Here is a 22,702-nt window from a genome sequence, read left to right as displayed (position 1 = left end):
ATCGTCTCGGGCAACCTGAACGGGTGAATCGAGCTGACCGCGAGGCCGAATACGCGAGGATCGTCGCCCACAGCCTCAACCTGGTCATCCGGTCGAGAACTCTGAAGGCACTCGGCGTCTCACCGAAGGCGATCTCCAGTCGCTGCCTACCGGGCGGACCTTGGCAGCGGGTGCTCCCCGGCATCGTCCTGCTGCACAACGGTTTCCCGACGCAGCTCGAGCGGGCGACCGCAGCGGTGATGTACGGCGGCGACAACTGCGTCCTCTCGGGCCACGCGGCCCTCGCTGCACACGGCTACCGACGCTCCGCCTCCATGAATGGGCTGCTGCTGCTGATCCCAGCTGAACAGCACAGGGCAGCTTCTGCTTTCGTCCAGACCGAGCGCACATGGCGGATACCGCAGGCTCCGATCCGGCGAGGCTCGCTCCGCTGCGCACCGGTCACCCGAGCCGTGCTGGACGTCGCGCGCCGCTTGCGACGAAGGGATGCCTGCCGGGCGCTGCTCAGCGAAGTCATCCAGCGGGGCGACACCTCGGTCGAGGAACTGGCGATCGAACTTGCCGAGGGGTCGCGGCGCGGCACCGCGCTGCCACGATCGGTTCTGCGTGAACTCGCGGCCGACGCCCACTCCGTCGCCGAGATCGCAGCGCAGCAACTCTATCGGCGCAGCGGTCTGCCGCCGATGGTCCACAATCGTGAGATCGAAACCGGCACAGGCAGCTTCATCGCGAGGCCGGACGGTTGGATCGACTCCGTCGCGATGGCCTGGGAAATCGACTCCCTCGAGCATCACCTGAACGTCCGCGATCACGAACAGACGCTGATCAGGCGGGCACGGATGCAGAGCCACGGCATCATCGTGCTCACGCACCTGCCGCGGACGGTGCGGGACCAGCCGGACCTGGTGCTCCACGAGCTCCAGCAGAACTATCTCTTGGCGCAGTCGAGGCCCCGGCCCGACGTGCGCCTGCGGCCGGCATCCTGACCGCACTGACCACCCACGTCCCGGTTCCCCGATGTCACATTGGGGACCCTGTGGGTAACCAATGTGACATTGGGGAGGAGAAGGGCGGGACGGTCAGAACGGGATCAGCGCATGCTTCCGCGGGTTCTTGGCGACCGTCTTGCCGCGCAGCAGCGTCAGCGCCTTGCGGATCTCGAGGCGGGTGGTCGACGGGTCGATCACCGCGTCGATGTAGCCGCGCTCGGCCGCGACGTACGGGGTCGCGACGTGCTCGTTGTAGAAGTTGATCAGCTCCCGCCGCACGGCGGGGGCGTTCTCGCCGGCCGCCTCGATCTGCCTGCGGCCGATCACCGCGACCGCGCTCTCCGCGCCCATCACCGCGATACGGGCGGTCGGCCAGGCGAAGTTCACGTCGGCGCCGAGCTGCTTGGAGCCCATCACCGCGTAGCCGCCGCCGTAGGACTTGCGGACCACGACGGTCACCTTCGGCACGGTTGCCGAGACGTAGGCGAACAGGAACCGGCCACCGCGCTTGATGACGCCGATCTTCTCCTGCTCGACGCCCGGCAGGAAGCCCGGAGTGTCCACGACCAGCACCAGCGGGATGTTGTACGCGTCGCAGACCTGCACGAAGTGCGCGGCCTTGTCTGACGCCGCCGCGTCCAGCGCGCCGGAGAGGTGCATCGGCTGGTTCGCGACCACACCCACCGGACGGCCGTCGACCCGAGCGAAGCCGGTGATGATGTTCTGTGCGGTCTGGCTGCGGACCTCGTGGAAGTCGCCGTCGTCGAAGATCTTCAGCAGCACGTCGTGCATGTCGTAGCCGGAGTTGTCGGCGTCGGGCATGAACGTGTCGAGCGAGAGGTCGTCTTCGGTGATCTCCGGCTCGAGACCGGGGTTGACGATCGGGGGCTGCTCGGTGCAGCTGGACGGCATGAAGCTCAGGTACTTGCGCGCGTACTCGAACGCGGCCTTCTCGTCCGGCGCGACGTGGTGCACGTTGCCGTACTCGGCCTGCTTGCGGGCGCCGCCCAGATCGTCGAGGCTGACGTCCTCGCCGGTCACGGACTTGATGACGTCCGGACCGGTGACGAACATGTACGACTCTTCGGTGGCGATCACGACGTCCGTGTTGATCGGCGCGTAGACGGCTCCACCGGCGCACTTGCCGAGGATGATCGAGATCTGCGGGCACAGCCCGGACAGCGGCTCGTGACGCCGGCCCATCTCCGCGTACCAGGCCACCGACGCGACGGCGTCCTGGACGCGGGCGCCGGCGGACTCGTTGATGCCGACGACGGGGCAGCCGATCTTCATTGCGAAGTCGAGGATCGCGGAGACCTTGCGGCCGAAGATCTCGCCGGCCGCGCCGCCGAAGACGGTCTGGTCGTGCGCGAACACCGCGACGGGCCGGCCCTCGACGGTGCCGTGCCCGGTGACGACGCCGTCGCCGTACGGGTTGGCGGGATCGCCCGCCATCCGGGCGAGCTGGCCGACCTCGACGAAGCTGCCCGGGTCGAGCAGCATGTCGATGCGTTCGCGCGGAGTGGGCAGGCCCTTCTCCGCGCGCCGCGCGATGGCCTTCGGGTTGCCCGGGGCCTTCGACGCCTCGAGCTTCTCGCGAAGTTCCGCCAGCTTGTCTGCGGTGGTGGTCACTCAGTTGCTCCGGTTCTCGGCCTCGATCAGGGCCAGCTTCTTGGTCAGGTCAGCCCCCACCTTGGCAATGTACGGCTCGTCGACGATCTGGATGTGATCGCCGCCGACGTGGATGATCTCCAGATTCGAGGCGACCTTCCCCCAGCCGCCGTCGGGTGCACGCGTCCCGAACGCAGGCTCGAGCGCGATCGCGTCGTCGTGGTACCGGTCCGCGAGGTACAGCACCACGTCCCCGTCGTACTTGTCAGGCTTCGCCGTCTGAAGTGCCCGGTTGTCCAGCCACGAGGTGCGCTGGTGCTTGATGATCCCGCCCGGGATCTTCGCGCCACTCATCTTCAGCAGCTCCATGAGGATCTGGATCTGATCCTCGTCGGATTCGGCCGCGGCCAGCTTGTCGTACGGCAGCGGGGCGTCGACGTTGTACGTCTTCTTCGCGAACGCGGCGTACCGCTGCCAGCGCTTGCGGATCTCCTCGGGGGTCTCCTCGACCTCCTCGCCCGCCATGACCGTGTCGATCAGGCCGATGATCCGGACGTCCTTGCCCTCCTCGCGCAGCATCTTGCCGACCGCGTAGGACAGGACGCCGCCGAGCGACCAGCCGTACAGCACGTACGGGCCGTCGCCCTGGATCTCCTTGATCAGCGGCAGGTACTCCGCCGCCCGCACCTCGATCGAGCCCTCGGTGCGCTCGAAGCCGTACATCGGGGTGCCCGCGGGCAGTCGCCTGAGCAGCGGCTCGTAGGCGACGGTGGACCCGCCGGCCGGGTGGAAGACGAAGACCGGTACGGCAGTGGAACCTTCGGGACGCTCGCGCAGGGTTCGCACCAGCCCCTCGATCTTGACGCCGTCCTCGAGGTGCTCGCGCACCTTCTCGGCGAGCTGCTCGACGGTCTCGGAGTCGAGGACGTCGTCGAAGCTCACCTCGCCGCCGGCCCGCTCGGTCAGTCGCGCGGCCAGCTTCTCCGCGGTGTCGTCGTCCAGCACCGGGAGGATGTTGAAGATGCCCTTGGCGGACTTGCCGGTCACCACCGCCCAGGTGGCGAACGTCAGGCGCTCGGCGGCATCGCGCGGCGGGACGTTGATCTCCCCGTCCGACTCGTCCTGCCCCGCCCCGGCGACAGTCTCTTCCGCCTCGGCGACGATCTCCTCGGCCTCGGCGACGGGGCTGGTGGTCTCGTCCGCCAGCGCGGAATCGAGTGCGGCGGCGGCGAGCTCGGCCTCGGCCTCGGCCTCCTTGTCGCGACGCTGCTGCTCGGCGAGCGCCGCTACCTCCTCACGGTTCTCGATCGCGTAGCGCAGGTACTTCTCGACCTCGCGCAGGTTCGCGTCGCGCACCGCCTGCAGCTGCAGCTGCGGGATGTCGAACTCGTACTCGACGCGGTTCTTGATCCGGACCGCCATCAGCGAGTCCAGGCCCAGCTCGATCAGCGGGATCTCCGCGGGCAGGTCCTCGGGCGAATACCCCATGGACTCGGCGACGATCAGCGCCAACCGGTCCTCGAGCCTCTGGCCGCTCTCGGGGTCCCAACGGTCCCCGAACGACTCCTCGACAGCGGGCAGCTCCTCCATCGGCGAGCTGGACCGCTCGGCCGGCGCGGCGACCACGAGCTCGGGAAGCGCCTCACCGGAGGTGACGACGGCGTCGAGCAGCAGCACGAAATCCGCACCCTGCTTGCCGTGCACCTGCAGCGACGCACCGCCGGGGTGCCGATTCAGCGTGGTGGTCAGGGTGCCGGACGCCGGCAGCTCGCCGTGCGCGACGGCGGCCGTCAGCGTGACGTCCGCGAGCACCTGCGCCGCGGCCGCGGCGACCAGCTCGTTCAGGTCGGTGACGGCATCCGCCGCGACCTCCCAGACGTGCCGGCCGTCGGGCAGCGCCACGTGCGCGCCGGGCGGGCGACCGCTGCCGGACGCACCGATCCGGATGTCGAGCCAGTGCTCCTTGCGCAGGAACGCGGTCCGCGGTGGGTTGGCGAAGGCGCCGGCCTCGAACAGCGACGGCAGGTCCACCTTGTGGCCGTGCACGTAGAGCTGCGCCAGGGCGGTGAGGACGCCCAGCTCCTCGTCCTCCTTGCGCTTGAGGGTCGGGATCAGCTGCGCGTCGTGCAGGCCCGCGTCGAACGCGGTCGCCGCCACCGACATCAGCGTGGCCGGGTTCGGTGCCAGCTCCACGAACGTGGTGTGCCCGGCGTCGACCGCCATCCGCACCGCATTGGTGAAGTACACGCTGTGGCGCATGCCCTTGGTCCAGTACTCGACCTGGTGCACCGGGTCGTGACCCGCGCGGTAGAAGGTCTCCTTGTCCACCGAGGAGTACAGCCCGGCCGTCAGCTTGTGCGGCTCGATGCCGGCCAGCTCCGCGGCCAGCTCGCCGAGGATCGGGTCCACCTGGGAGGTGTGGCTGGCGCCCTTGGTCTGCAGGATCCGGCCGAGCTTCTGCTCCGCCTCGGCGCGGGCCACGATGGCCTCCACCTCGGGCTGCGGTCCGCCGATCACGGTGTGCGTCGGGGCCGCGTACACGCAGACCTCGAGGTGCGGGAAGTCGCCGAGGACGGACTCGATCTCGGCGGCGCTGTACTCGACGAGCGCCATGAGGCGGATGTCGTCGCCGGAGAGCACCGACTCGCCCTCGCCCATCAGCCGCGACCGGGCGGTGATGACGCGGACCGCGTCCTCGAGCGAGAGCCCGCCGGTGACGTACGCCGCGGCGGCCTCACCCATCGAGTGCCCGACTGCCGCATCCGCGTCGGCGCCGTGGTGGCGGAGCACCGCGGCCAGGCCGATCTGGATGGTGAAGATGCCGACCTGCGAGGTCTCGACGTCGTAGTCGACCGAGTCGTCGAGGAACTTCTCGGCCATCTTGTAGCCGGCCTCGTACTCGATCAGCTCGTCGACCTCGTCGACCGCCTTCCGGAACACGGCGTTGTTCAGGTAGAGCTGCTTGGCCATCTTGCGGTGTTGCGAGCCGAAGCCCGAGAACACCCAGACCGGACCGTTGGTGGCGGGCGCGTCCGCGGAGAACACGCCCTGACCGGGCTTGCCCGCGGCGACGGCCCGCAGGCCGGTGATGGCCTCGGCGCGGGTGCGGGCCAGCACGACGGCGCGCGAACGGCCGTGGTTGCGGCGGGCCAGCGCGCGGCCCAGGTCGGCGAGCTCGGTGGTGCTGCCTTCCTCGGTCTCGAGCCAGTCGGCCAGGTCCGCGGCGGCCCGACGGCGGCGCGAGGGCAGCGCGGCGGAGACGGCGAGCAGCACCGGCATCGGCTCCGCGTCGACCGACTCTACGGCGACGGGCTCGATGCCCATCGACTCGGCGGCGTCGGCGAGCACGCCGGCGGCCTCGGCCACGACGTCGAGCGACTCCGTCGCCTGTGCGTCGTTCCGGTCGTCCTGGCCACCAAGAGTGCTCACGGGCGGCGCAGCCGCCTCGTACTCGCGAACCACCACGTGCGCGTTGGTGCCGCCGAAGCCGAAGCCGGAGACGCCCGCGACGGCGTGGCCGGTGTACCGCGGCCAGTCGGTGGCCTCGGGGATCACCTGGAGGTGCGCCTTGTCGAAGTCGATGTACGGGTTGGGTCCCGCGTAGTTCAGGGAGGCGGGGAGCTTGTCCTCGCGCATCGCCAGGACGACCTTGATCAGGCCGGCGGCGCCCGCCGCGGCCTCGAGGTGGCCGAAGTTCGTCTTCGCGGAACCGAGCAGCGCCGGCTTGTCGGCGTCGCGACCCCGGCCGACCACGCGACCGAGGGCGTCCGCCTCGATCGGGTCACCGAGGATGGTGCCGGTGCCGTGCGCCTCGATGTAGTCGACGCCGGACGGGGCGATGCCCGCGTCCCGGTACGCCTGCCGCAGCACGGCGGCCTGCGCGTCGGGGTTCGGGGCGAGCATGCCGTTGGAGCGGCCGTCCTGGTTGACCGCGCTGCCCGCGATCACCGCGAGCACCGTGTCGCCGTCGCGTTCGGCGTCCTCGAGCCGCTTGAGCACGACCAGGCCGCCGCCCTCGGCGCGCACGATGCCGTTCGCGTCGGAGGAGAACGCCTTGATCTTGCCGTCCGCGGCGAACATCCCGATCTCGTTGAAACCGAGGCTCGCGGCGGGCGCGACCAGCATGTTGACTCCGCCGGCCAGGGCCAGGTCGGACTCGCCGGAGCGCAGCGACTGCACCGCCTGGTGCACCGCCACCAGCGACGACGAGCACGCGGTGTCCAGCGCCACGGACGGGCCGCGGAAGTCGAAGAAGTAGGAGACGCGGTTCGCGACGATCGCGGTCGAGGTGCCGGTCAGCGCGTACGGGTGCGCGTGCACCGGGTCGCTGACGGCGAGCAGTTGGTAGTCGTTGGCGGAGCTGCCGATGAACACGCCGACCTGCTCGCCCTTGAGCCCGCTGGCCGGGATCCGGGCGTGCTCGAGCGCCTCCCAGGTCAGCTCCATCGCCAGGCGCTGCTGCGGGTCGACGTTCTTGACCTCGAGCGGCGACAGCGCGAAGAACTCCGCGTCGAAGCCCTTCACGTCGTCGAGGTAGCCGCCCTTGGTGTTGGCCTTCGCGATGGCGTCCGCGACCATCGGGTCCGCGGCGAACTCGTTCCAGCGGCCCTCGGGCAGCTCGGTGACGGCGTCCCGGCCCTCGATGAGCAGCTGCCACATCTCGTCGGGTGTCTGCCCGGTCCCGGGGAACCGGGTGGACATGCCGACGATCGCGATGTCGTGCGACTGCGAGGTGTCCTTGATCGCGTAGTACGAAGCATCCTCGGCGACGTCCGCGACCTCCGGCTCACCCTCGACGATCAGGGTGGCCAGCGAGGCGATGGTCGGGTGCTGGTAGACGACGGTGGCGGCCAGCGTGATGCCGACCAGCTCCTCGATCTCGCCGGACAGCGCGACGGCGTCGCGGGACGACAGCCCGAACTCCTCCATCGGACGATCGTCGGAGATCTGACTCACCGGTTGCCCGGTGGCCTCGGCCACCCAGTTCCGTAGCCATTCGCGCAGCTGCGCGACTGTCATCTCTGTTTCAGCCATCACTCATCACGCTACCCGTCGGGAAGGAACTGGAAGTCACACGCTGTCGGGGAAGGCTGTCTGCGTGTATCCGCCGCGCAGGGTGCCCTCGATGTACGCGGCCTTGCAGGCCCGCCGCGCGATCTTGCCGCTGGAGGTACGCGGGATCGAGCCCGCGGGCACCAGCAGGATGTCGCGCGCCGTGACGCCGTGGCGGGTGGAGATCGCGGCCCGGACCGCGTCCGCGATCGGACCCTGCTCCGCCTTGCCGGCGCCCGGTGCCCGCTCCGCGACGAGCACCAGCTGCTCGGACGCGTCGTCCTCGTCGAAGGTGAGTCCGCCGGCACCGGCCTCGAACACCTCCTTGGGGAGCTGGTTGGCGGGAACCGCGAACGCCGCGACGAAGCCGGGGCGCAGCGCGGTGCTGGCCTCCTGGGCCGTCGCCTCGAGGTCCTGCGGGTAGTGGTTGCGGCCGTCGACGATCACCAGGTCCTTGACTCGACCGGTGATGTACAGCTCGCCGTCGACGTAGACGCCGTAGTCGCCGGTGCGCATCCAGGTCGCGTCGTCGGGCGCGCCGGCGGCGTGGCTGCCCCCGTCGAGCGTGGAGGAGAGCCGGTTGTGGAAGGTCTGCTCGGTCTCCTCGGGACGGCCCCAGTAGCCCTTGCCCATGTTCTTGCCGTGCAGCCAGATCTCGCCGACGTGATCGTCGGGCAGTTCGCCGCCGGTCTCGGCGTCGACGATCGCGGCCCACTGGCTGCGCGCGACGTAGCCGCAGGACACCTGGGCGATGGCGCCCGGGGCGTCCTTGTCGACCTTCACCATGCGACCGCGGTTCAGCTCGTCGCGGTCGACGTAGATGACCTTGGCCTCGTCGCTGTGCTTGGTGGAGGAGACGAACAGCGTCGCCTCGGCCATGCCGTAGGACGGCTTGATCGCGGTCTTGGGCAGTCCGAACGGACCGAACGCGTCGTTGAACTTGCGCATCGACGAGGTGGTCACCGGCTCGCTGCCGTTGATCAGGCCGATGACGTTGCTCAGGTCGAGGCTCTCGCCGTCCTTGGGCAGGCCGCGGGCGGCGGCGTGCTCGAACGCGAAGTTCGGTGCCGCGGCGAAGGTGCCCGCACCGTCGGTGATGGCGGCGAGTTCCTTGATCCAGCGGTAGGGACGCGCCACGAAGGCGCGCGGGCTCATGATGGTGATGTACTTGCCGCCCAGCGCCGGCAGGATCACCGTGAGCAGCCCCATGTCGTGGAACAGCGGCAGCCAGGTGACGCCGCGGGAGTCGGTGGTCAGTTCGATGGCGTCGACCATCTGCAGCGCGTTGGTGCCGACCGCGCGGTGGGTGATCTCCACGCCCGCGGGCACCCGGGTCGAGCCCGAGGTGTACTGCAGGTAGGCGATGTCGTCGAGGTCGATCTCCGGGTAGACCCAGGTCTCGCCGACGGTGTCCGGGATCGCGTCGACGGCGATGATCCGCGGCCGTTCCGCCGCGGGCAGGTGACGGAACAGCTGGCGCACGCCCGCGGCCGACTGCGTCGCGGTGAGGATCGCCGACGGCTTGCAGTCGCCGAGGACGGCGTAGAGACGGTCTCCGTGACCGGGCTCGTCCGGGTCGAACAGCGGCACCGCGATGGTGCCCGCGTGCATGGCAGCGAAGAAGGAGACGACGTAGTCGAGGCCCTGCGGGGCCAGGATGGCCACCCGCTGACCGGGCTCGGTGACCTGCTGCAGACGGGCCGCGACCGCGCGGAGACGGTGACCGAACTGATCCCAGGTGAGCTCCTGGACCTCACCGTCGCGCTCGCGGGAGTAGTCGATGTAGCGGTATGCCAGCTCGTCCGAGTTTTCCCGGGTGTGCCGTTCGACGTGGTCGACGAGGGTACTGCCAGGCATCATCCTGATCTGACCGTCTTCGTCGATGTAGTCATCGAATTGCTGGTTCATACCTTCTTCTCCTCCAAGGCAAGCCCTCGGTGCGACGTGGTCCCGACAGGCTCATCCCCACGGGCCGCGGGGGGATCGTGCAATCGTCTCTACTGGTTGTTTCGCATATCTCGTAACGGTAACGAATCGGTTCGTAGTCCAAACCAACAGCATGTTACAGACACCGCGCGGTGCGAGGGCGAATCTGCTCACTCGCCCTTGAGCTCGGTGATAACTGGCGCGAAGGCTTCCATCTGCGTCGGGAAGATGCCGACGTAAGACATCGAGGTACGGGCGCGAACCGCGCGAATCTGGTCGGCGATTTCCTCGTAACTGCCGAATGCCAGGTACGGCGAATTCAGAATGTCCTCGACGGTGAGCTTCACGTCGACCTCGATGTTCGGCGGGTAGCCGTTGTCCAGGGCGGCCAGCGCCATCTCCGCCATCGCCTCCCGATCGTCGGTCGGCACGATGGTGGTGATCGTCCAGTTCAGCTCGATGTCGTCGAACCGGTCGCCGGCCGCCTCCCGGATCTTGTCCACCCGGGCGGCGGTGGCCTCCATGGTGATGCCGGACAGCAGCATCTTGCCTTCCTTGTTGCTCGGGGCGGCCACCGAGATGATGTCGGCGTACTTGGCCGCCAACGCGAGCATCTTCGGGCCGCCGCCGCCGACCACGATCGGCGGGCGCGGGCCCTGACGCGGCCGCGGGCTGCCCTTGAGCCCGTTGATCTGGAAGTACTTGCCCTGGAAGTTGCACTCCTGACCACGCAGCAGGGTGTCCAGGATCTGCAGCGTCTCCTCCAGCTTGGCGATACGCACGCCGGGGCTGTCGTAGGCGATGCCGCCCTTGTCGAACTCTTCCTTCATCCAGCCCGCGCCGATGCCCAGTTCCAGCCGTCCACCGGAGAGCACGTCGATGGTCGCGGCGTCCTTGGCCAGGACGGCGGGGTGACGGAAGCCGTTTGCGAGCACCGCGGTTCCGATGCGGATCTTGTCCGTGGCGACGGCGAGCGCGCCGAGCGCGGCGATCGGCCCGACCTGGTTGCCCAGGTGGTCGGGAATCATGAAGCTGTCGTAGCCGAGTTCCTCGGCCTTCTGCGCCAGCTTGACGAATCGGCGGGCCCCGCCCTCCTCGGCGTTGCCCTCACCGCCCGCGGCGAACCGGAACTTGCGCGGCGCAGCGGCGTCGGCGGAACTCATCGATCACTTCTCCTGAAGACTGGGCAGAACGGCGGGGGCCAGGCCTGGCCGTGGCAGGTGGCCGACTGGTCACTCTATCGGGTCCGTGTCCCCCGGTCGCTAATCGTGCGCGGGGGTCGGCGCGGATCGCACCTTGTCGGCGGCCCAGTCTGTCATCCAGACCGTGGCCGTGGTGCCGCTTTGATCCACCACGAAGGTGTTGTAGAGGGCGTGGACGGGATTGTTCACGTACTCCCCGATCCGAGCCAGGCTCGCGAGCATGTTGCCCGGCTTGAACGCGTTCGGCGGGGCGTCGCAGATGCCGTCGGTGGGCGCACATATCTGCACCACCCGGTCGGCCAGCGCACCGAATCCGCCGGGCCGGGGGCCGGTCATGGTGATACCCGGCACCTTCAGCCCCGCCAACGAGAGCTCCGCGCCGACACCGGCCACCGGCGGGCCGATCGTCGGGGCGGCCACCGGGTCGCGCCTGCCGTCGGCGATCACCCCGACACCCAGCACCAGGTCCTGCGGGACCGGGCCGTTACCGGCCCCGATGCTCGCCGCGAGGTCACCTGCGATGACCGCACCCTGCGAGAACCCCATCAGCACGAAGCTGGTCAGCGGGCACTCGGCATGCATCGACGCCATCACCTCGGTGGCCTTCGCCGTGCCCTCGCCGCGGCTCTTGTTGTACGACATCTGGCCGTCCGGCGGCAGCGCCACCGGGTTCGAGAACTGCGCCACGTACGGAACCGTGTAGACCTGCGCGCGCTGACCGGGGAACTCGGCCTCCAGCGGGCGGGTGACGTTGAGCATCAGCGAGGCCGGGTTGGCCGTCGGGTTGAACGGGTCGTCCACGGAGCTGGACTCCCAGGTGCCGGGGATCGACACCACCTGCACGTCGGGACAGGACGCCGGCTGCGCGCTGGGCCGTTCCGGCGGCGCCGGCGGTCCGGGCGGCGGCGACGGCACCCGGCCGGCCAGCAGGTACCAGGCCACCAGCGCCACGAGGGCGACCAGGAGCGCCACGATGACCACGACCAGCAGTCGCAGCAACCGGCCCCCTGCCGACTTCCGGCCCTTCCTCGCGGCGCCCATCGTCGACTACTTGCAGTACGTCTTGGTCGCGGCGGCGATGTAGACGCCGGCGGCCCGCGCCGCCTCTTCCGGTGAGACCGTCGCGCCGCTCATCCCGGCCTCGACGCCCGCCATGCCGGTCACGTACGCGGTGACCTCGTCGGCCGGCCGGTTGTTGGCCTGCGCCGCGCAGATGTAGTTCGCGGTGGAGATCGCGATGTCGCCACCCTCGGCGGGCGTCACGCCGCCGGCCTTGAGCGCGTCGAGGAATTCCTGGCCCCGCTCGTCGACCGCGGGGGCCTCGGTGGGACCGGGGAAGCCACTGGGCACCGACTCCGGAGTCTCCGGCGGGGCCGTCGCGGCGACCGCGGGCGGCGTGTAGGGCGGCACCTCGATGTCGGTCTTGAGCGGCGGCACCGTCGCCGACCCGGGCGACTGGGCGGTCGTCAGGGTGGGGGTGCTGCTCGCCGTCGAGTCGTCGCTACCGCAGCCCGCGAGCACGCCGACGGAGACCGCCAGCATCGCGCCGAGGGCCAGGGCYCGCGCCAGGGGCTTACGCGTGGAATCGAGCATTGTCTGTGTCAGTCCTCGGGGTCGGGGTGGTGGCCGCCGCGTTCGGCTGCCGTGCGAATCGGAATCGAGCGTACCGACAACAGCGGGCCGGGACCGGAGACGAACGCCGGTCACGACCCGCTGCCTGGTGATCTAGCGGAAGTGGAGGTCGCCCCGGTCGCCGGCCGTGGTGATGCTGCCGCCCTGGAAGTCCTGCTGGACCCCGCCGGGAATGTCGCGCGCGTCACCGATCGGGAAGCCGAGTCGACCGTTCTCGTAGCCCTGGCTCTTCCAGGCGTCGAAGACCGGCCCGTTCTTGACGGACCAGGCACCGCTGAGCGGCGACCAGTAGATGTTGCCACCGTCGAACGCGTTGAAGCGGCCGCCGTCCTTGACGGGGATCTCGCTGGTCTTGGGGAAGCCGAGCCAGCCGTTCTCGTAGCCCATCGAGCCGTACTTCTGCATGATCAGGCCCTGCACGGCGTTGGCACCGTTGGCCGGGCTCCAGTACATGGCCCCGATCTCGAAGCCCTGCACCGCGCCGTCCTTGCCGGGGGTGTTGATCTCGTCGGCCGACGGGTACCGGAGCGGACCGCCCTCCCAGCCCTGCTTGGCCCACTCGTCCCTGATGGCGCCGCGGACCGCGTGTGCACCGGTCTGCGGGGTCCAGTAGATCGAGCCTGCCTGGAAGTGGTTGTACCGGCCGCGACCGTCCGGGGTGCCGTTCTCACTGGTGGTCGGCATACCGAGCGGGCCGCCGGGGCCGCCCATGGCCTGGTAGGCGCCGCCGATCATGCCGGCCACCACCTGGGCGCCGGTGCCACCGGAGAAGAAGATCCGACCGTTGCGGAAGTCCTGCGCGACACCGCCGGGCACGCCGTACTCGCCGGTGACGCAGCCACCGAGCCAGGGGTTGGCGTTCGCGACGGACGCGATGGCGCCGCCGGGCGCACACGCCGGGGCGTCCACCGGGACGCCGAGCGTGTTGGCCACCTGCGGCCAGGCCTGGTGCAGCTCGAACTGCCAGTACGGCCACGAGTGGGTTCCGGACGGGCGGTAGTTCACCTGCGCCGGGATGCCGAGCTTGTTCAGCTTGGTCGCGAAGTTCTGCGAGGTGAGCCGGGACAGGATCTCGAGGCCCATGCCCGCGTAGTTGGTCGACACGCCGGGGATGCCGGACGGCTGGTCGTAGGGGCCGGTCATGCCGCTGCCGCTGGAGATGTACAGGCTGGTGCCCTTGAGCTTCTCGGCCTGCACGTACGGGTCGTGCGCCGCCCACTCGGGGTTGCTCGGCGGTCCCCACATCTTCGCGGCGTTGTACTTGCCGGCGTCGGTCATCGCGTACTGGACGGCCTGCGGCATGCCCAGCGAGGTGGTGGTCAGGATGCCGGAGAAGGAACCGGCGAACTTGAAGAAGCCCGGGTTGCGGGCGGCCAGCGCCATCGCGGCGGTGCCGCCCATCGACAGGCCGATGACGCCGCGGGTGTCGGTGGTCCGCAGGCTGTTCTCGAGGACCGGCGGGAGTTCCTTGGTCAGGAACGTCTCGAGCTGGTAGTTCTTTCCGTTGTCCGGCTCCAGCCAGTCGGAGTAGAAGCTGGACTCGCCGCCGACGGGCAGGATCACGTTGACGTTCTTGTCCGCGAAGAAGTTCGCGGCGTCCGTCTCGATGGTCCAGCCGCTCTCGTCGTCCCGCGCGCGCAGGCCGTCGAGCATGTACAGCGCCGGGAAGGTCGCGTCCGGCTTGGCATTCCAGTCACGCGCGAGCAGCACCTGCACCTGGAAGGGCGAGCCCATCGCCGGGGAGTCGACCCACAGGGCCACCCGGCGGTCGGTGATCCACTGCACCTTGGAGACGCCGGGGATCGACTGGTTCGGGGCCGGGGCGGACCGGGCGGTCGCGGCACGCGGCGGCGGGGCCGGAGCCTCCGTGGTCGTCGTCGGAGCCTCGGTGGTGGTCGTGGTCGTCGGCGCCGCCGTGGTGGTGGTGGTGGCCTTCGGCGTGGTGGTGGCCTTCTGCGCGGTGGTGGCCTTGGGCGCGGTCGTCTCGGCGACAGTCGTCTTGTCCAGCGGGACCAGACTCTCGTCGTCGGAGTCCGTGGTGGTGGGCGCCGCGGAGGTCGTGGTCGTCGTCGTGGTGTCGGCGGGGGCCGCGTTCGCCACGGTGGTGAGCCCGGCGGCGGTCGGCAGCACCAACGCGGCCGCCAGCAGCCCCAGGGCGCGCCCGCGACGAGTCCTGCCAGACGCCGTCCCCTCGGGCCCGAAGCCCGGCTTCCTCAGTGCTGGTCGCATCTGACGGTGACTCACTTTCTGCTCTTCGGCCACACTGCTCATCGGCTCGACACTCGGATCTCGGTCAACCCCCGGCCCGGGCGACGCCACACGTGGACGCCAGCCGCTCGTGATTCTTTCTACACGTCGGCGAACGGCCGAGCCGGGTGACTCGCTGTGACCGGTGGTGCAATTGTTACTTCGGTTCAGCTTCCGGAAAACGACAATGCCGCCCCACACGGCCGGTAGGTCGGGTGGAGCGSCATCATCGAGTCACGGTGCTGGGGCGAACCCGGTCACCAGGCGTTCAGGGTGTCCAGGATCTGGCCCCGGGCCTTGAACAGCTCGGCGGACCAGTACGGCCACGAGTGCGTTCCGTTGGACGGGAAGCTGTACGTCGCCGGGATGCCGAGGGTGGCCAGGCGGACCTGGAAGGCCCGGCTGTTCGCCAGCGCCAGCGCCTCGAGCGCCATGCCGTTGGCGGTGTTGTAGTAGTCGATCGCCTTGCTCGGGTGGTCGTACTGACCGGGCAGGCCGCTGGCCGAGGACACGTACATCGACAGGTCCTTGAGCTTCGGCGCGAAGACGAACGGGTCGTTGCGCAGCCACGACTTGCTCCACGGCGGGCCCCACATAGAGTCCACGTTGTAGCGGCCGGCGTCGAGCATCGCGACGCGGATTGCCTCACGCATGCCGGGCGCCGAGATGTTCAGGTAGCCCGAGAGCGATCCCGCGAACTTGAACTGGTCGCGGTGGTACGCGGCCAGGGTCAGGGCGGCGGAGCCACCCATCGACAGGCCGAGGATGCCGTTGTTGGTCCGCGAGACGCCACGCGTAGCGAGGTAGTCCGGCAGTTCCTTCGTGAGGAAGGTCTCCCACTTGTAGGTGACCTCCTGACCGTTGAAGTTCGACGGCGCCATCCAGTCGCTGTAGAAGCTGGACTCGCCACCGACCGGCATCACCAGGGTGATGTTGTCGTTGCGGTACTGGTCGAGCGCATTGGTCTCGAACGTCCAGGCGTTGCGGTCGCTACGGGCGCGCAGGCCGTCGAGCAGGTACAGCGCGGCGCTGCCACCACGGGCAGCCCACTGGATCTGGACCTTGATGGGGCCCATCGAGGACGGGACCATCACCTCTTCGAATCCGCCCGACGGGGCGCGGTGCGTGATCGGTGCGGCGCCTGCGACAGCGGTACCCGCAATACCAGCGGCTAGGGGCAGGACGAGCGCCGCGGCCGACAGGCCGAGAACGCGTCGCTTGAGGCGTTCAGAGAACCTCGGTCTGCCTATACGCATGAATACTGCTCTCTTTCTTTTACTGCGGTGCCCGCCAGCGGCGGCACGGCGATCGGCGTCGGCCACGTCATTCCGTTCCCCACACATGTGAAAACGGCAGTGGTACTGCTCAAGGTCACACTGCGCTCGGTGGACTGTATGTCACCGAACCGACTCTGACAACAGAGCCGCTGTGGCTGTCTGTGACCGCGTTGCACACTCTCATTTCATCGGCCCACGAGGACCCATCGTTACACAAACGAGATAAATTCGCCGTGCACGATCACCCCTACCTGGGCTCGACCGGCGGCGGTGGCGTGAGCCCACACCGCTCGATCTCGTACTCCGGGACGCGGTCGAATCTGTACCCCGCATAGTCGAAGGCCTTCTTCAGGTTTCGGACGAACAGTGGCCGGGTCAACTCGCCCCGGTACGACTGCAGCAGCTCCTCGGTTTCCGGACAGGTCAGCGCGACCTTCGCCTGCCGCACCCAGTCCTCGTCGAGGTACCAGGGCAGCCAGGGATGCACGTCGACCATCCCGGTGTCCGCGACGACCCAGTCCGGGTAGAGGGCCTTGTCGTGACCGATCCGGCCGTCGTCGAGGCGCTCGGTGTGGGCGGCCAGCGGGTACGCCAGCCCCATCTGGTCCAGCACCCGGACGTCGAGGCCGACGTTCATGCTCGTCATGCCCAGGTTCAGGAAGTAGACGACGTGGCCGACGCCACCCTCCGGGATCGGCGCCGGCGGCGGCACCACGTCCCAGTAGGTGTACGCGGCGGCCGGCAGCAGCACCCCACCGTCCGGGGTGTTCGCGATCGCCTCGACCATCGCGCGCATCCGCGGGTAGTCGAGGTAGTCCTCGGACCGGATCGGGTGCTCGTGACCGGTGTTGAGTATGTAGAAGGCGCGCTCGTCGACGATGCCGGACTTGCCGACGACGGTGCCGTTCGGCATGCCGGTCACAGTGGACACCGAGATCGCCCACACGACCGTCGCGAGCCAGGCCAGCGACCCGGCCGCGAACAAGGCGGTCGCCGGGGTCTTGCCCCACTGCCCGCGGGCGGGTACCCGAACCGGCAGGACCGCGATGGGCAGGATCAGGCAGAAGAGCGCGGGCAGCAGGACCCGGCCGTGCATGAAGTCGCCGCCGACGCGCACCGAGTAGACAGCCAGCAACAGGCCGGCACCCAGCATGAGGAGGACCACGGCGGTGGGGGTGTGCAGCCGCTGAGTCAGCGGGGCACGGACGCCGGTCCGGTCTGCCGCCGCCTTCTCCTTGCTGTCGGCGGGCGAAACCTTGCGGCCGAGCAGCACCCAGCCGACGTAGCCGCCGACCACCAGCAGCGGCAGCCACAACCAGTACGGGCCCACGAGGTTCCACAGGTAGGCGAAGCCCTGCGACCACTTGGCGCCGCCCGCGTCCTTGGAGACGGCGGTGTTGGGGTAGGGCAGGGCGTAGTAGCCCATCCGCCAGATCTGGTAGCCGACCGGCAGTGCGCCGGCGACCGCGACGATCGAGGCGCGCCGCTGCCAACTGCCCGGTGTGAGGAAGATCATCAGCAGGGCCAGACCGGCCACGATCACCATCTCGGGGCGGACCAGCGGCCCCAGCCCGGCGACGAAGGCGAGCACCAGCACCCGAACGGTGGTCGGCTCCCGCTGCGACCACTGCACCAGCAGCAGCCACACCAGCGAGATCCAGAAGATGACCAGGCAGGTCTCGAGCCCGGAGGTGGCGAAGTCACGGGCGGGCGGGATCGCGATGTAGGCGAGGGCACCGGCGGGCAGCAGCAGGGTGGACCGGCCCAGTGCCCCGGCCCGGTTGTTCCAGAGAGAACCGGCGCCCAGCATGCCCAATGCGATCGCGGCACCGGAGAGGACCAGGGCCAGCGTGAGCACCACGTACTCGAGCCGGATCTCGGTCAACCAACCGAAGGCGTAGACCAGGTACGTCCATACGGTGCTGGTGTTGGCCTCCACCCGCTCGCCGGCGTTGAACACCGGCCCGTTGCCCGCCAGCAGGTTCCGCACCGTCCGCAGCACGATCAGGCCGTCGTCGGCGATCCACCGACGCTGCCAGGCGCCCCAGAAGAAGAGGGCAGCGGTCAGCGCGACCCCGCCCAGGTACACCCACCGGGTCAGAGACCTCGGCAGCGGCTGGTCGGCGGGGTCGCCGGCCGCCGCGGACCCCGCGGAACGTGCGGTGTCAGGCGAGGTAGACAGCGACACCCACCGCTCCGATCCAGGCCAGCGCGAGGAACTGCAGCACCCGGTCGCCCAGCGCGATCTCCTCCGGCTCGCCGGCCTCGCCGCCGTCGACGTCCACGGCGTAGCGCAGGATCGCGATGGTGAACGGGATCATCGAGATCGCGAACCAGTTGGTGCCGTTCGCCTGGTCCCGCTCGAAGGCCCACAGTCCGTAGCAGATCACCACGGCCGTTGCGGACAGCGTCCACACGAAACGCAGGTAGGTGCCGGTGTAGTACTCGAGGGACTTACGGATCTTGGCGCCGGTGCGCTCGGCCAACTGCAGTTCCGCGTAGCGCTTGCCCGCCGCCATGAACAGCGAGCCGAAGGCCATGATCAGCAGGAACCACTGCGAGAGCGGGATCTCGGCGGCCACACCACCGGCGATCGCGCGCAGCAGGAAGCCCGAGGACACGATGCAGATGTCGAGCACGGCCTGGTGCTTGAGGCCGAAGCAGTACGCGAGCTGGATGGCGATGTAGACGCCCATCACCAGCGCGAGCTGCCAGTTCGCCAGGAACGAGATGCCGATCGCGCCGACCAGCAGCACGACGGCCATCGCGTAGGCGAGGTTGACCGGCAGCACGCCGGCGGCGATCGGGCGGAAGCGCTTGGTCGGGTGCGCCCGGTCCGCCTCCACGTCCATCGCGTCGTTGACGAGGTAGATGCCGGACGCCGCCATGCAGAACACGACGAACGCCAACGCCACCGGCACGAGCACGTCGACCTCGGTGACGGACCCGGCCGCCAGCGGCGCGGCCAGCACCAGGACGTTCTTGACCCACTGCCGCGGGCGGACCGCCTTGACGATCCCTCCCAGCAACGTCTTGGGGGGCCCGGCGACCTCGGACGGCTCCTCGCTCATTTCTCTCCAAACTTCTTTTCGGCACGCAGAACCACTGCGGCCGAGGCTGCGCCCAGGGCGGATCCGGCGAGCACATCGGTCGGGTAGTGCACGCCGAGAACGAGCCGCGAGAGCAGCATCGGAGGCACCAGCACCGCGGGCAAGGGTAGACCGGTCAGACGACCGAGGAGTACCGCGGCGGCCGTCGTCGACGTCGCGTGCGACGACGGAAAGCTCAGCTTGCTCGGCGTCGACACGTTGACCTGCACCGAGGGGTCGTTCGGGCGGGCCCGGCGGACGACACGCTTGATCACGATGGACGCCGCGTGCGCGCCGACCGCGCCGACCGCGACACCGGCCCACTGGCGGCGGCGACGGGGGTCGACGACGGCGCCGACACCGGCGATCGCGACCCAGCCGAGCGCGTGCTCACCGAAGTGGGACATGCCACGGGCGGCGGCGATCACGCCGGGCCGGGCACCGACCGTGCCCTGCACCGCGTTGAGCACCCGCACCTCGGCCGCCGACTCAGGCCTTGTACTGGAAGACACTTTCCCACCTCTCCTTGCTGGTCAGCGCCGGCACCGCGGCCGCGTACTCGGCCTTGAGCTCCGGGAACCGGGTGGCCAGCTCGCGGCGCAGCCGCAGGGCCTCCTTCAGCAGCGCCCAGGCCTGGCGCGGGTCGCGCTTGCGGTAGACGACGCCACGACCGTCGGCGGTGGTCACGGTGACGCCGTCGACCTGCGAGAGCAGGAACCAGCGGGCGTCGAGCGTCGGGACGTTCAGCTGCGGGCGCTCGTGGTGCTCGTCGACGGCGGGCTTCAGGTTGTGCACCAGGCCCTTGCCGAGCCGGACGAGCTTCGCGAGCGGGCCGCGGGGTTCGCCCACCGCGCCGACACCGGCGCCGGACGGCAGCGGCAGGCTGGTCGAGGACGGCACCACCACTGCGTCGGGGAACTCCTCACGCAACGCGCGGACCTCGCCGAGCGCGGTGGGCAGCAGCTCGACGATGTGCTCCGGGCCGCCCAGGAAGTCCGCGATCGCGCGGTTCTGGATGGCGACGGTGGAGTACTCGAGGCAGAGCAGGTGCTTGACCGTGGCCTTGACGGTGTCGAGCACCAGGCCCCGGCCGTTGCCCGGCATGTACAGCGACGCCACCACCAGGCGGTTGCGCAGGTGGAAGTAGGCCTGCCAGTCGATGGCGTCGTCCTTGTCGGACCAGGCCATGTGCCAGATCGCCGCGCCCGGCATGGTGACCGTCGGGTAGCCGGCCGCCCGGGCGCGCAGCCCGTACTCGACGTCGTCCCACTTGATGAACAGCGGCAGCGGCTGGCCGATCTCCTCCGCGACGACGCGCGGGATCATGCACATCCACCAGCCGTTGAAGTCGACGTCGATGCGCCGGTGCAGCAGCTTCGAGTTCTCCCGGTCGCTGAGCGGGTACTTGGAGAAGTCGTGGTCGTACTCGACGTTGGGCGCCGCGGACCACATGAAGTTGCCGCGGTTGATCACCTCGCCCATCGTGTGCAGGTGGCTGCGCTCCTGCAGGTTGAGCATCTGCCCGCCGACCAGCATCGGCGACTTCGCGAACCGGGACATCGCCAGGGCGCGCAGGATCGAGTCCGGCTCGATCTCGATGTCGTCGTCCATGAACAGGATGTGCTGGCAGTCAGTGGTCTTCAGGGCCTCGTACATGATCCGGCTGTAGCCGCCGGAGCCACCGAGGTTGGCCTGGTCGTGCATCGCGAGGCGATCGCCCAGCACCTCCGCCGCGGCCGCGAAGCCCGGCTCGTCGCGGGCCTTGCGGGTGCCCTGGTCGGGCACGATGACCGCCTTCAGCACGTCCAGCACGAGCGGGTCGGAGCCCAGTGCGGTCAGGGCCTTGACGCAGTCCGTGGGGCGGTTGAAGGTCGGGATGCCCAGCGCGACACTGGCCTCGCCGGGCGCCTCGACAGGGGCGAACCAGCCGGCGCCCTCCACCGTCACCGCGGTGTCACTGGTGATGTCGAACCAGATCCAGCCGCCGTCCTCGAACGGCGCCAACTCGACCTCGAACTCGAGGGCGGTGTCCCCGTCCTCGAACTCCTTGCCCTCCACGTGGATTCGCGAGGAGTCGGCCTTGGAGCGGTACACGTCCACCCGGCAGTGCCCGCTGAGCTCGAGCCGCAGCACCACGGAGTCCAGGATGCTCCAGCGCCGCCAGTAGCTGGCCGGGAAGGCGTTGAAGTAGGTGCAGAACGACACCTCGGACTCGGCACCGATCGACAGCGCGGTACGCGAGAGGGCGTGCGCGCGAGCGGAATTGGTGCTCGACTCCTCGAGGTACAGGGTGCGCACGTCGAGCGGCTCGCCCGGTCGCGGCAGCAGCACCCGCTGCAGCAGCGCCTTGCCGCGCAGTTCGACGTGGTCGTCGGCGGCCGCGTCCGCCTCGATCAGGTGCCGCGCGCTCATTCGGCGGTCCCGTTGGCGAGGGGTGCACCGGTCTCGAGGTGGGGGCGCAGGGTGTTGTCGAACATGCTCAGGGCGCTGGCGATGGCCATGTGCATGTCCAGGTACTGGTAGGTGCCCAGACGCCCACCGAAGAGCACCTTCTGCTCCGCGGTCTCCTGCTTGGCACGGGCGCGGTACGCCTCGAGCTTCTGCCGGTCCTCGGGGGTGTTGATCGGGTAGTACGGCTCGTCCGTGGACTCGGCGAACCGGGAGAACTCACGCATGATGACGGTCTTGTCCGCCGGGTACTCCCGCTCGGGGTGGAAGTGCCGGAACTCGTGGATGCGGGTGTACGGCACGTCCGCGTCGTTGTAGTTCATCACCGGGGTGCCCTGGAAGTCGCCGGTCGGCAGCACCTCGGTCTCGAAGTCGAGGGTGCGCCAGCCGAGCTCGCCGTCGGCGTAGTCGAAGTAGCGGTCCAGCGGTCCGGTGTAGACGACCGGGGCGTCGGGGCTGACGGCGCGCAGCTCGTCCCGCACGTCGAACCAGTCGGTGTCGAGCCGGACCTCGATGCGCTCGTCGGTGACCATCTTCTCGAGCCACGCGGTGTAGCCGTCGACCGGCAGGCCCTCGTAGGTGTCGTTGAAGTAGCGGTTGTCGAAGGTGTAGCGGACCGGCAGCCGGCTGATGTTCCCGGCCGGCAGGTTCTTCGGGTCCGTCTGCCACTGCTTGGCGGTGTAGTCACGGACGAACGCCTCGTAGAGCGGGCGCCCGATCAGGGAGATCGCCTTCTCCTCGAGGTTGGTCGCGTCCTTGCTGTCGATCTCGCTGGACTGCTCCGCGATCAGCTTGCGCGCCTCGTCGGGGGTGAAGTACCGGCCGAAGAACTGCGAGACCAGGCCCAGGCCCATCGGGAACTGGTACGACTGCCCCTTGTGCATCGCGAAGACCCGGTGCTGGTAGCCCGTGAACTCGGTGAACTGGGTGACGTAGTCCCAGACCCGCTGGTTCGAAGTGTGGAACAGGTGCGCGCCGTACTGGTGCACCTCGATGCCGGTTTCCGGCTCGGGCGCCGAGTAGGCGTTGCCGCCGAGGTGGTTGCGGCGGTCGAGGACCAGCACCCGCTTGCCGAGCTGGGTCGCGGCCCGCTCGGCGATCGTCAGTCCGAAGAATCCTGAACCTACGATGATCAGGTCGTACGGGCCGGAGGTCACGGAGTTCTCGGTAACAGAGGTCACGGCGAACCAGGGTATCCGACAGGACTGTCGGCGCTGATCGGACGCCCG

14 protein-coding genes are annotated in these 22,702 nt (G+C 69.3%); 1 reads left to right on the top strand and 13 read right to left on the bottom strand.

What is annotated here, in order from left to right; genetic code table 11:
• The first annotated feature begins 23 nt into the window (after positions 1-23).
• A complete protein-coding gene (locus tag AC1DU4_RS12655; RefSeq protein ID WP_477840294.1) occupies positions 24-986 on the top strand; it encodes a hypothetical protein in 963 nt (320 codons plus the stop codon).
• A 93-nt stretch (positions 987-1,079) separates the two neighbouring features.
• On the opposite strand, the gene AC1DU4_RS12650 is transcribed toward AC1DU4_RS12655, so the two are convergent.
• The 13 genes from AC1DU4_RS12650 to glf form a co-directional block, all read right to left on the bottom strand.
• On the bottom strand, positions 1,080-2,621 hold the full coding sequence (locus AC1DU4_RS12650; RefSeq protein ID WP_477840287.1) for an acyl-CoA carboxylase subunit beta: 1,542 nt from the start codon (positions 2,619-2,621) through the stop codon (positions 1,080-1,082).
• Positions 2,622-7,619: a polyketide synthase Pks13 gene (gene pks13 / locus AC1DU4_RS12645; RefSeq protein WP_477840292.1), complete on the bottom strand. Its 4,998-nt coding sequence runs from the start codon at positions 7,617-7,619 to the stop codon at positions 2,622-2,624.
• Positions 7,620-7,670: 51 nt separating this feature from the next.
• A complete protein-coding gene (fadD32, locus tag AC1DU4_RS12640) occupies positions 7,671-9,560 on the bottom strand; it encodes a long-chain-fatty-acid--AMP ligase FadD32 (RefSeq protein WP_477840285.1) in 1,890 nt (629 codons plus the stop codon).
• Between the two features lie 188 nt (positions 9,561-9,748).
• Complete coding sequence (locus AC1DU4_RS12635; RefSeq protein ID WP_477840283.1) at positions 9,749-10,741, bottom strand: LLM class F420-dependent oxidoreductase; 993 nt, start codon at positions 10,739-10,741, stop codon at positions 9,749-9,751.
• A gap of 99 nt (positions 10,742-10,840) precedes the next feature.
• A complete protein-coding gene (locus AC1DU4_RS12630; RefSeq protein ID WP_477840281.1) occupies positions 10,841-11,821 on the bottom strand; it encodes a cutinase family protein in 981 nt (326 codons plus the stop codon).
• Positions 11,822-11,827: 6 nt separating this feature from the next.
• A complete protein-coding gene (locus AC1DU4_RS12625; protein ID WP_477840279.1) occupies positions 11,828-12,373 on the bottom strand; it encodes a DUF732 domain-containing protein in 546 nt (181 codons plus the stop codon).
• Between the two features lie 132 nt (positions 12,374-12,505).
• The gene (locus tag AC1DU4_RS12620; RefSeq protein ID WP_477840277.1) at positions 12,506-14,641 is read right to left on the bottom strand and encodes an alpha/beta hydrolase-fold protein; all 2,136 of its coding nucleotides are present in this window, start codon (positions 14,639-14,641) and stop codon (positions 12,506-12,508) included.
• A gap of 275 nt (positions 14,642-14,916) precedes the next feature.
• Positions 14,917-15,915, bottom strand: coding sequence for an alpha/beta hydrolase (locus AC1DU4_RS12615; protein WP_477840275.1), 999 nt, complete (start codon positions 15,913-15,915; stop codon positions 14,917-14,919).
• A 268-nt stretch (positions 15,916-16,183) separates the two neighbouring features.
• Positions 16,184-18,124 (bottom strand): arabinofuranosyltransferase AftB family protein, encoded by a 1,941-nt coding sequence (locus tag AC1DU4_RS12610; RefSeq protein WP_477840273.1) that lies wholly within the window; start codon positions 18,122-18,124, stop codon positions 16,184-16,186.
• Positions 18,102-19,007, bottom strand: a complete 906-nt coding sequence (locus AC1DU4_RS12605; protein WP_072844476.1) for a decaprenyl-phosphate phosphoribosyltransferase — start codon at positions 19,005-19,007, stop codon at positions 18,102-18,104. Before AC1DU4_RS12605 ends, AC1DU4_RS12610 begins: the two co-directional genes overlap by 23 nt.
• On the bottom strand, positions 19,004-19,537 hold the full coding sequence (locus AC1DU4_RS12600) for a phosphatase PAP2 family protein (protein WP_174556688.1): 534 nt from the start codon (positions 19,535-19,537) through the stop codon (positions 19,004-19,006). Before AC1DU4_RS12600 ends, AC1DU4_RS12605 begins: the two co-directional genes overlap by 4 nt.
• Complete coding sequence (locus AC1DU4_RS12595) at positions 19,515-21,437, bottom strand: glycosyltransferase (RefSeq protein WP_477840270.1); 1,923 nt, start codon at positions 21,435-21,437, stop codon at positions 19,515-19,517. The genes AC1DU4_RS12600 and AC1DU4_RS12595 overlap by 23 nt, the downstream gene beginning before the upstream one ends.
• Positions 21,434-22,654 (bottom strand): UDP-galactopyranose mutase, encoded by a 1,221-nt coding sequence (glf, locus tag AC1DU4_RS12590; RefSeq protein ID WP_072844473.1) that lies wholly within the window; start codon positions 22,652-22,654, stop codon positions 21,434-21,436. The genes AC1DU4_RS12595 and glf overlap by 4 nt, the downstream gene beginning before the upstream one ends.
• Positions 22,655-22,702 lie beyond the last annotated feature (48 nt).

The sequence above is a fragment of the Rhodococcus sp. P4_F5 genome (assembly GCF_056401315.1).
Note: the sequence above shows the minus strand (reverse complement) of the source record. Positions and strands in the feature narration are given on the sequence as shown.